This window comes from Streptomyces scabichelini, from assembly GCF_011045015.1.
Classification (GTDB): Bacteria; Actinomycetota; Actinomycetes; order Streptomycetales; family Streptomycetaceae; genus Streptomyces; species Streptomyces scabichelini.
Genome location: NZ_JAAKZY010000307.1, coordinates 1 through 10438, shown reverse-complemented (window position 1 = coordinate 10438; position 10438 = coordinate 1). Strand labels below are relative to the sequence as shown.

The 10438-nt window shown below is 70.7% G+C and carries 7 protein-coding genes and 1 pseudogene; 3 read left to right on the top strand and 5 right to left on the bottom strand.

Annotated features, from left to right (window positions below):
* Together G5C60_RS47055 and G5C60_RS47050 are read right to left on the bottom strand one after the other, a co-directional pair.
* Nucleotides 1-1587: SulP family inorganic anion transporter (locus G5C60_RS47055; RefSeq protein WP_241267582.1), on the bottom strand; the 1587-nt coding region annotated here is incomplete at its 3' end.
* A 368-nt stretch (nucleotides 1588-1955) separates the two neighbouring features.
* Nucleotides 1956-2561, bottom strand: a complete 606-nt coding sequence (locus G5C60_RS47050; protein WP_165269834.1) for a carbonic anhydrase — start codon at nucleotides 2559-2561, stop codon at nucleotides 1956-1958.
* Nucleotides 2562-2987: 426 nt separating this feature from the next.
* Here G5C60_RS47050 and G5C60_RS47045 point away from each other — a divergent pair.
* The 3 genes and pseudogenes from G5C60_RS47045 to G5C60_RS47035 all read left to right on the top strand — a co-directional run.
* A pseudogene (locus tag G5C60_RS47045) lies at nucleotides 2988-3380 on the top strand (response regulator transcription factor); the annotation flags it as partial.
* Nucleotides 3381-3539: 159 nt separating this feature from the next.
* Nucleotides 3540-4427 (top strand): winged helix-turn-helix domain-containing protein, encoded by an 888-nt coding sequence (locus G5C60_RS54395; RefSeq protein ID WP_241267583.1) that lies wholly within the window; start codon nucleotides 3540-3542, stop codon nucleotides 4425-4427.
* Nucleotides 4424-5965 (top strand): sensor histidine kinase, encoded by a 1542-nt coding sequence (locus tag G5C60_RS47035; protein ID WP_165269832.1) that lies wholly within the window; start codon nucleotides 4424-4426, stop codon nucleotides 5963-5965. Before G5C60_RS54395 ends, G5C60_RS47035 begins: the two co-directional genes overlap by 4 nt.
* A gap of 96 nt (nucleotides 5966-6061) precedes the next feature.
* Here the strand turns inward: G5C60_RS47035 and nirD are convergent, their stop codons facing one another.
* From nirD to G5C60_RS47020, 3 genes are read right to left on the bottom strand one after another with little or no spacing between them, the layout of a single operon-like run.
* Nucleotides 6062-6412, bottom strand: a complete 351-nt coding sequence (gene nirD, locus G5C60_RS47030) for a nitrite reductase small subunit NirD (RefSeq protein WP_165269830.1) — start codon at nucleotides 6410-6412, stop codon at nucleotides 6062-6064.
* Nucleotides 6409-9018 carry a nitrite reductase large subunit NirB gene (gene nirB, locus G5C60_RS47025; protein WP_165269828.1) on the bottom strand — a complete coding sequence of 870 codons (2610 nt, stop codon included), beginning with the start codon at nucleotides 9016-9018 and terminating at the stop codon, nucleotides 6409-6411. The genes nirD and nirB overlap by 4 nt, the downstream gene beginning before the upstream one ends.
* Nucleotides 9018-10238, bottom strand: coding sequence for an NAD(P)/FAD-dependent oxidoreductase (locus G5C60_RS47020; protein ID WP_165269826.1), 1221 nt, complete (start codon nucleotides 10236-10238; stop codon nucleotides 9018-9020). The genes nirB and G5C60_RS47020 overlap by 1 nt, the downstream gene beginning before the upstream one ends.
* Nucleotides 10239-10438 lie beyond the last annotated feature (200 nt).

Here is a 10438-nt window from a genome sequence, read left to right as displayed (position 1 = left end):
GGAGGTGGGTGGGCGTTGGGGCAGGGGGTCGTCGGTTCGGATGGTGCGCGACGCCTCCGGTGCGGTGGGGGCCTTCGTGCCGCTGGCCGTGTGTTTCGCCGGGCCCGGCATCAGGAGTTCCACGCGCAGGCCCTTGCCGCGCTGTTGGGTGACGAACTCCTCGACCTGGTTGCGGCAGGCGTGGTCCAGGTGGGTGACGCCCTTCAGGTCGAGGCGGATGCGCGGCTTGCCGGCCTCGGCGGCGGCCTCCAGGGCCTCGATGACCTGCGGCAGGCGCAGGAAGGTGGCGTTGCCCGCCATGACGACCTTCGCCGTGTCCTCCTCGATGTGCTGCTTGATGACCGTCTGCGACATGCGCACGGCGGCCAGGACGATGCCGGCGGCGAGGCCGACGAGGACGCCCTCCAGCAGGGCCGTCGCCACGATGACCAGCGTGGTGATCGTCATGACCGCGAACTCGCCCCGGTCCTGGCGCCACATCTTCGGGAACTCCTCGGGCGCGAAGAGCTTCCAGCCGCTGTGGATGAGCACGCCCGCGAGGACCGAGATCGGGATCAGGGCCAGGACCTGCGGCAGCAGGAGGGCGAAGGCCAGGAGCCACAGGCCGTGCAGGGTGCGGGAGAGGCGGGTCTTGGCGCCGGCCTGGACATTCGCCGAACTGCGGGCCACCACCGCCGTGATGGGCAGCGCGCCGAGGATGCCCGCCACCGTGTTGCCGGCGCCCTGGGCGATGAGTTCGGGGTTGTAGCGGGTGCGCGGTCCGTCGTGCATACGGTCGACGGCGGCCGCGGTGAACAGCGACTCCGCGGACGCGATCACGGTGAACGTGAGGATCGCCGTGATGACGGCGGGGTCGGCCAGGCCCGCGAATTCCTCCGCGCCGGGCAGGTTGACGGAGGCCAGCAGGTTGCCGACCTGGAGCGTCTTCACGTTCACGCCGGGGAGGGCGGCGACCGCGATGCCGATGCCCACGGCCACGAGCGCGGCCGGGATCTTCTTGACCGGGCCCGGCACCTTCTTCCACACGAAGCTGAGGACGACGGTGAGGATGCCGAGGCCGGCCGCGATCATCGCCTGCGGGTTCGAGACGGTGTCGGCGAGCAGTCCCGGGACCCCGGCCATGTTCTCGAGCGGGGTGCCGGGGGCCTTGGCGTCGGCCGCCGGGTACGCCTGGCTGAACATCAGCGGCAGTCCGATGCCCGCGAGCATGCCCTGGACGACGGCCAGGGAGATCGCCTGGAAGAACCGGCCGAGCTTCACCAGGCCGAGGACGATCTGCAGGATGCCCGAGAAGAGGACGATCACGCCCAGCTGGGCCACGCCGAGATCCGCCACGGTCTCGAAGACCAGGGCGGCGAGACCGGCGGCCGGGCCGCTGACCTGGAGGGTGCTGCCCCGCGCCGCGCCGACCACCAGGCCGCCGATGACACCCGAGATGATGCCCAGCTCGGCCGGGACACCGGAGGCCACGGCGACGCCGATGCAGAGGGGGAGGGCCACGAGGAAGACCACGAGGGATGCCGTGATCTCGGTGGCCAGGTCGACCTTGGGGGCGTTGGGGGACTTCGAGCCCTTCGAGCCCTTCAAGAGGTTCGCGGCCAGGGGTGTCCTGGGTCCCTTGGACGGCTTGGGTGCCTTGGGATCCGTACGGGGATCGGGGCCCCTGGACGCGTGAGGTTCGTGGGGCGCGTGGGTCGTTGGCCGGGGTGGCTCGGCCGGGTGTGGCGGCGTCGCCCACGCGTCGTGGCGCGGAGGGCCAGGGGATGCCGGCCATTCGTCCTGATGATGCGCGGGGGCCGCCCACTCGTCCGACGGGCCGGGTGTCGCCCACGCGTCCTGAGGTGCGGGCGCGGTCTGGTGCCGCCCCGTCGGCCCCGTCGCGTCCACCCCTGCCGTGTGGCCCGCGCCGTCCGGTCCGGCGCCGCGGCCCCTGGCGTGCCTCCTGTGCGTGCCGCTCATGCCGCATGCACCCGGAACAGGCCGTCCTCGTCCAGCTCGTGCACCTGGCCGGTGTCCACCTCGTAGTACCAGCCGTGCAGCCGCAGCCGGCCCTCGTCGAGACGCTGCCGTGCCGACGGGTAACTCCGCAGTGCGGCAAGCTGGTTGACGACGTTCAGCTGCACCACGTCCGACAGGGACGGGCCGGTCGGGGATCCGTCGAGTACCGGCGCCAGCCGCGGCCGGGCCAGGTTCAGCCAGGCATCCACACCGGGCAGCTTGGACAGATCGTCGCCGGACCTGATGGCGCTCATCGCGCCGCAGTGGGAATGGCCACACACGACGATGTCCTGAACGCCGAGCACCTCCAGTGCGTACTCGACAGTGGCGGCCTCACCCGAGGCGCCCGGCTGTCCATATGGCGGAACGATATTGCCCGCGTTCTGCAGCTCGAATATTTCTCCGGGCCGTGCGCCCGTGATCAGGGCGGGTATGACCCGTGAGTCCGAGCAGGTAATGAACAATGCCTCGGGCGATTGACCATCGGCCAGTTTCCGGTATTCGCCGCTTTCGAAGTCGACCCGTCGCTTGAACGAGCGGGCGCGGTCCAGTAATGCCTTCACGGTTCCTCCCGGTAGCGGTTTTCCACCGCGTCCGACATGGCGTACAACCAGATCGGTCATGGCTTGCAGCCAGCTCGGTATGCGCTGTTCGACCAGGTCAGATGCGGTTTTTGGATGGTTCGGGGGTAGTTCATGGGTGGGTTCGACCGGGTCTCCATCACCGTAGAGGAGCGAGTGCCAGACGAAAGTTAGGGGAACACTAAAACGCGGCCAGGAATGGACCAGACTTTGTCCGGGTGTCCTAGAGGGGCTCTAAGAGAACGTCAACGGGGCGTGTTCGGGCGGATTTTGAGCGACTGCTCACATTGCCCGGATCTGCGGGACGTACCATTGACCGCTCTTGTACCGTGTCAGCTCCACGGCAACGGAATTCGTGCTGTCCGGATGCGTGGTTGCTGTTGACGGTTCACGGAGAGACGGGAACGCATGAGCGTACGAGTGCTGCTCATCGAGGACGACCACACGATCGCCGAACCGCTCGCCGAGGGTCTGGGGCACTTCGGGCTGGCGGTGAATCATGTCGGCACCGGTGCCGAGGGGTTGAGGGGGCCGTACGGCGATGTCGTCCTGCTCGACCTGGGCCTGCCGGACGTGGACGGCATCGACGTCTGCCGTGGCATCCGGCAGACCTCTGACGTCCCCATCATCATCCTCAGCGCACGGGGCGAGGAGGCCGACCGCGTCCTGGGCCTCGAACTGGGCGCTGACGACTATCTGGCGAAACCGTTCAGCATGCGCGAACTCGTGGCGCGGGTGCGGGCGGTGACCCGCCGTACGCAACGGAACGGGCCGGGTGGAAAGTTCCCGGGCGCGGAGGCCTACGGGCCCGGTGCGAGCGGTGGGTTCGGCGCGGGAGAGAGCGGGGGCGGGTCGCTCGGGGCCGGCCTGCCGGTCTCGGGATCGCTCGGGGCCGGCCTGCCGGTCGCTGGGACGTACGGCGGCGGAGCCGTTTCCGGTACGGGGGCACAGGCTGACGGCATGTCCGGTACGGGGACGCATGCCGCCCTGGACGCCGGGACCGGGGCGCGTGACGCGGCGGAGCCTGAGAGCGGGGTGTCGAGCTCACCGGCGTCGGGTACCTGGTCGCGGGCGGGAGAGTCGTCCGGCGGAGAGTCCTTCGGCGGTGACTCGCTCGGTCGTGAGTCGTTCGGTGGCGAGTCGTTCACCGGGGACTCGGGGGCCGCGTCGCCCGGTCCGTCCCCCTCCTCGTACGAATCCGGCGATGTCACCCGGCAGTTCGACTCCCCGCGGAGCTTCGAGACCGGCTCCTTCGACGACACCGGCAGTTCGTTCGACTCCCCCCTTTCCTTCGACTCGACCGGCTCCTTCGATACCACTCGCTCCTTCGACTCGGCCGGTTCCTTCGACTCGAACCGCTCGTTCGACGGGCCGGGCTCGGCGGAGTCCTCCCGCTCGTTCGACGGGCCCGGCTCCGCCGAGTCCTCGCGTTCGTTCGACATCCCTCGTTCCTTCGAGGGGCCCGACCCCGCCTTCGACCCCGTACCACCCCCCGAAGCCGCTGCCGAAGAAGGCGCTACCGGCCCGCTGGTCGTGGACCGGCGGACGCGGCAGGTGTGGGTCGGGGAGTCGCCCGTGGCGTTGACGCCCAAGGAGTTCGAGCTGCTGGCGCTGCTCACCGAGGACCCGGGGGCGGTGTACTCGCGGCAGCAGATCCTCGACCGGGTGTGGGACCCGCACTACGAGGGCCCGACCAAGACGCTGGACGTGCATGTGGCCACGCTGCGGCGGAAGTTGGGGAACTCGGCGTGGATCCAGACGCTGCGCGGGGTGGGGTTCCGGCTGGCGGTGCACACGCGGCCGCCCACCGCGTACCCGGAGTCCGGCCGACCGGCGGCGTATCGATGACCCGACGCCTGCTGCTCAGCTACCTCAGCCTCGCCGCCTTCCTCCTGCTGTGCCTGGAGATCCCGCTGGGGATCGTCTACTCACGGGCCGAGCGGGAGCGGATCGTCAACTCCGCCAACGACGAGGCCGAGTCGGTGTCCGCGTTCGCCTCGCTGTCCGTCGCGTCCGGACGGGAGGGCGAGCTGGCCGAGCGGGTCGAGCAATGTGCCGAGCGCATCGGCGGGCAGGTGGTCATCCTCGACGCGGACGGCGGCCTGCTGGCCACCTCCGACCCGCTGTCGGGTGAGGAGGAGCGCGGCCTGGCGTCGCAACCCGAGGTGGCCGCCGCGCTCGACGGCAGGGTCACCACCCACGTCCGTACGTCCACCATCGGCGGGGTGAACTACCTCTCCGTCGCGGCCCCGGTCGTGCACGGCGGGAAGGCGCACGGTGCCGAGCGCGCACAGGGCGCGGTGCGGATCACGCTGCCCACGGACATGGTCCTCGACCGCGTCCGCCGGGTGTGGCTGCTGCTGGGGTTCACCGGGCTCGCGGCCCTCACCGCCGTCGCCGCGCTGGGGTTCGCGTTCGCCAAGTGGACCGGACGTCCCATCCGGCAGTTGGAAGAGGCCACGCACCGGCTGGCCGACGGCGGCCAGGCGACGCCCGTGGCGGTCACCTCGGGTCCGCCGGAGGTACGCAGCCTCGCGGCCACGTTCAACCGTACGGCCGCCCGCCTCGAACACCTCCTCGCCTCCCAGCGCGCCTTCGCCGGCGAGGCCTCCCACCAGCTCAAGACCCCGCTCGCGGCGCTGCGGCTGCGCCTGGAGAACCTGGAGTCCGACATCGCCCTGCACGCCCGGGGCAGCCTCACCGCCGCGATGACCGAGACCGACCGGCTGGCCCGGATGGTCGAGGGGCTGCTCGCCATGGCGCGGCTCGACGAGAGCGCCGCCGAACGTGAGCGAGTGGATCTGGACCGGGTGTGCGTGGAACGGCACCGGGCCTGGGCCCCGTTGTTCGAGCAGCACGGCGTGGGGCTGGCGCTGGCGGGCGACTACGCGGGGCAGGTGCTGGCGGTGCCCGGAGCGGTGGAGCAGATCCTGGACAACCTGCTCTCCAACGCGCTGCGCGTGTCACCGCCGGGCACGATGGTCTCCATCGAACTGCGCAGGCAGACACACCACGAACGCCGTTTCCCCCACCACTTCCCGCACCACCGCCCGACGAGCCCCGCCCGAGTCGAGTTGCACGTCATGGACGAAGGCCCCGGGATGACCCAGGAGCAGCGCAGCCGCGCCTTCGACCGCTTCTGGCGTGCCCCCGACGCCCCCAAGGGCGGTACGGGCCTGGGCCTCGCCCTGGTCCAGCGCCTCGCTCACGCCAGCGGTGGAGAGGCACTCCTCCGCCCCGCCCCGCACGGCGGCCTCGACGCGGTGGTCCACCTCCCGTGCGTCTCGAACCGGTCAGGCACCCCCAACCGGGACGGCATCGCGAACAGAGACGGCACCCATGCTTCGGACCACCGGCCCCCAAGACCTCTGGAGGCCACTCGCTGAGCCCTCCGGAGAGCGGGAAGAGAGCCCGGAGAGCAGAAGGCCGGAGACTCCGGCAAGACGGCCCTCGTGCGCGCGTCTCCACGCGTGCCCGTCAGTTCAGTGGGCCCGCACCTCGTACGTCGCCACCGTCACCGTCTCGTCGTCCAGGCACCGCCCCGACTCCAGGTCGAAGCGCTGCTTGAGCAGGGGCGAGGCGACGAACGGGCGGCCCTGGTGGGAGCCGAGCAGGCCGCGGGAGAGGACGGCGGCGCCGCTGAACGGGTCGCGGTTGTCGATGGCGTGCAGGTGGCCCGCGCGGTCCTGGAAGAGGGCGACCTGGCGGCCGTCCGGGAGCAGGGCCGCCACACCGCGGCCCGGCATCAGCACGGTCAGGTCGCAGACCGTGAACCAGCTGTCCTCCAGCTGGAGTTGGACCTTCAGGGCCGTCGTCTCGGGAGCGAGGGTCATCGCTGGGCGCTTCCTTCCAGGGGACGGGTGCCGATGGTCAGCAGCGGCAGGTCGGGCTTGATCTGGTCGCGCTCGGGGACGAAGCCGACGACGGGGTCGGGGGTGTCGGGCGCGTTCACGAAGGAGACGAAGCGGGACAGCTTCTCCGGGTCGTTGATGGTCTCGGCCCACTCGTCGCGGTAGTTCGCGACGTGCGCGGCCATCAGGGACTCCAGCTCCTCGCAGATGCCCAGCGAGTCGTGCACGACGACGTCGCGGACGTGGTCGAGGCCGCCCTCGATCCGCTCCAGCCAGGTCGAGGTCCGCTCCAGGCGGTCGGCCGTGCGGATGTAGAACATCAGGAAACGGTCGATCAGGCGGATCAGTTCGGCGTCGGACAGGTCCTGCGCGAGCAGGTCCGCGTGGCGCGGTGTCGCGCCGCCGTTGCCGCCGACGTACAGGTTCCAGCCGTTGGACGTGGCGATGATGCCGAAGTCCTTGGACTGGGCCTCCGCGCACTCACGCGCACATCCGGAGACCGCCGACTTGAGCTTGTGCGGGGAACGAAGACCCCGGTAGCGCAGCTCCAGGTCGATCGCCATGCGTACGGAGTCCTGGACGCCGTAACGGCACCAGGTCTGCCCGACACACGACTTGACCGTACGCAGCGCCTTTCCGTACGCGTGCCCCGACTCGAAGCCGGCGTCCACCAACCGTGCCCAGATCAGCGGGAGTTGCTCGACGCGCGCACCGAACATGTCGATCCGCTGACCGCCCGTGATCTTCGTGTAGAGACCGAAGTCCCGCGCCACCTCACCGATCACGATCAGCTTCTCGGGCGTGATCTCGCCGCCCGGAATCCGCGGCACGATCGAGTACGAGCCGTTCTTCTGGAGGTTGGCGAGGAAGTGGTCGTTGGTGTCCTGGAGCGAGGCCTGCTCGCCCTCCAGGACGTAGCCGTCCGCGCCGATCGTGGGAGCGAGGGAGGCGATGATCGAGCCGACCGCCGGCTTGCAGACCTCGCAGCCGTCGCCACCGCGCGCGTCCTCGCGGCCGTAGCGGTCAAGGAGCTGCTGGTAGGTGTTGATGCGCAGGGCGAGGACGATCTCGTACAGCTCCTCGCGGGTCTGCGAGAAGCAGCCGCACAGGCCCTTGTCGACCTCGACGCCGCTCGCCTCCAGCTCGGCGTTGACCAGCTGGCCGAGGACCTTGACGCAACTGCCGCAGGTCGTACCGGCCTTGGTGCACTTCTTCACCTCGGGCACGGTGGTGCAGTTGTGCTCGGTGACCGCGCCGCGGATCGTGCCCTTGCGGACGTTGTTGCAGGAGCAGATGATCGCGTCGTCCGGCAGCGCTGTCGGGCCGAGCTGGGCGGACTCCCCGGCGCCGGCGGGCAGCACCAGCGACTCGGGCGAGACCGGCGGGACCGAGCCGGTGAAGGCCTTCAGCGTGCCGTACGCCTCCGCGTCGCCGACCAGGATGCCGCCGAGCAGCGTGCCGTCGCGGCCGATGACCAGCTTCTTGTACAGGCCCGAGCGGGAGTCGGAGTAGACGACGTCCAGGCAGTCCTCGGCGGTGCCGTGCGCGTCGCCGAAGGACGCCACGTCCACACCGAGCAGCTTCAGCTTGGTGGACAGGTCGGCGCCGGTGAACTCGGCCTCGTCCTGGGCGATGGTCGCGGCCGCGGTCTCGGCCTGCTCGTAACCGGGGGCCACCAGGCCGTACACCCGGCCGTCGGAGGCCAGCGCGCACTCGCCGATCGCGAACACGTGCGGGTCGGAGACCGTACGGCACTGCTCGTCGACCGTGATGCCGCCGCGCTCGCCGACCGTCAGACCGCAGTCGCGGGCCAGCTGGTCGCGGGGGCGGACACCGGCGCTGAACACCACCAGGTCGGTGGCGAGTTCGGAGCCGTCGGACAGCTTCATGCCGGTGACGGCACCGGAGTCGTCGGTGACGATCTCCTGCGTGCCCACGCCCGTGTGGACGGTCAGGCCCATCTCCTCGATGGTGCGCAGCAGGGCCGCGCCACCGCCGTCGTCGACCTGCACCGGCATCAGCCGCGGCGCGAACTCCACGATGTGGGAGGTGAGTCCCAGACCCTTCAGCGCGCCCGCGGCCTCCAGGCCGAGCAGACCGCCGCCGACCACCGCACCGGTCGTCGCCTTCGACTTCGCGTACTCCTCGATCGCGAGGAGGTCCTCGATCGTGCGGTAGACGAAGCAGCCCTCGGCGTCCTTGTTGGGGACGGGCGGTACGAAGGGGTACGAGCCGGTGGCGAGTACGAGGACGTCGTAGTCGACGGCGAGACCGGAGCGGGCGGTGACCTTCTTCGCCTCGCGGTCGATGGTCTCCGCCGGGTCGCCGACGTACAGCTCGATGCCGTGGTCCTTGATGAACTCCATGTCCGTCATGGACAGTTCCTCGGGCGTACGGCCCGAGAAGTACGAGGTCAGCTGGACGCGGTCGTACGCGGGCCGTGGCTCCTCACACAGCACGACCACGCGGTGCGTGGCGGTCATGCCGCGCTCGGCGAGCGCTTCGAGAAAGCGCTGGCCGACCATGCCATGGCCGACGAGCACGATCGTGGGGCGGGGGCCGGTCCCCACAGAAGCGGTCGTGGACATCAGGAGCCTCCATCGTTGGTAAGCAGGTGGAGCAGGGGGGCGCCATCCGTGGGGAGCGGCTCTGCTCCCTCCCAGGCGCGGGCGAGCGCGCCGACGGTGCCGAGTTCGCCGACGAGCACCCCGCCGACCAGGCGGTCGTCACGGACGACGACCTTGCGGTAGGTGCCGCGGGTGGCGTCGGCGAGCTGGATGACGTCGTCGCCGGGTTGCGGAGTGGGCTCGCCGAACGCGGCGAGGTCGAGCGGGGTGCCTGAGGCGAGGGTCAGCCGGGTCAGGGCACGGGTGCCGGTGTAGCGAGCGGCGCTGTCGCCCGTCGCCAGCAGCTCGGCCAGTACTTCGGCCTGTTCGAGGGCGGGCGTCGCGAGACCGTAGACGGTGCCCTCGTGCTGCGCGCAGTCGCCGATCGCCCGGATGTGCGGGTCGGACGTACGCAGCTCGTCGTCGACGATGACGCCCTTGTGCACGGCGAGACCCGCGTCCTGGGCGAGGCCCACGCGCGGGTGTACGCCACAGGCCAGCACCACCAGGTCGGCGTCGAGGGCGTACCCGTCGGCCAGCTCGACGGAGCGGACCGCGCCGCCGACGCAGCGCACATCACGTACGCGGCACTCGGTGTGCACCTCGACGCCCAGGTCCTTCATGTGCCGCAGCACCAACTTCGATGCCGACGGATCGAGTTGGCGTTCCATCAGCCGCTCGGCCTGCTGGGCCAGCACGACCTGCGCGCCGCGCGCGGCAAGCGCACGCGCGGCCGAGACGCCGAGCAGTCCACCGCCGATGACGACGGCACGGGTGTCCGGACGTACGGCCTTGGACAGGCCCAGGCAGTCGTCCATCGTGCGGAAGGCATGCACGCCTTCCGGCAGCTCGTGCCGGTCCGCGGTGAAAAGTCCCCGCAAGGGCGGAAGCTTCGCGTTCGAACCGGTGGCCAGGACCAGCGTGTCGTATGCGATCACCGAGCCGTCCGAGCAGTGCACCCGCCGGTCCTCGCGGTCGATCCCGGTGACCCGGGCGCGGATCAGCTCCGCGGGTGCGGGCAGGGCGATCACCTCGGGGGCGTACCGTCCGGCCAGCACCTCGGCGAGCAGGACCCGGTTGTACGGGGTGTGCTCCTCCTCACCGATGAGCACGGCGGGCAGCCCGAGCTCGCCGAGCCGCCGGGCGAGCCGTACGCCCGCGAGGCCGGCGCCGATCACCACCACACGCGTATTCGAGGTCATGACCGCAGAGTGCGTTGCCGGTGTTACCCGGCCGCATCACAACTGTTTCCCCGGGGGAACGCTGCCCTCAGCGGGGCGAGGGTGGGAGTGTGAGGGTTTTCGGTGCGTGGGCGGGTGCGGGTTCGTTGTGGCTGGTAGCGCCCCCGCCGCCGGGGCGCGACAAGCCACAACGGCCCCGCAGCCGCTCACAACCCCAACCC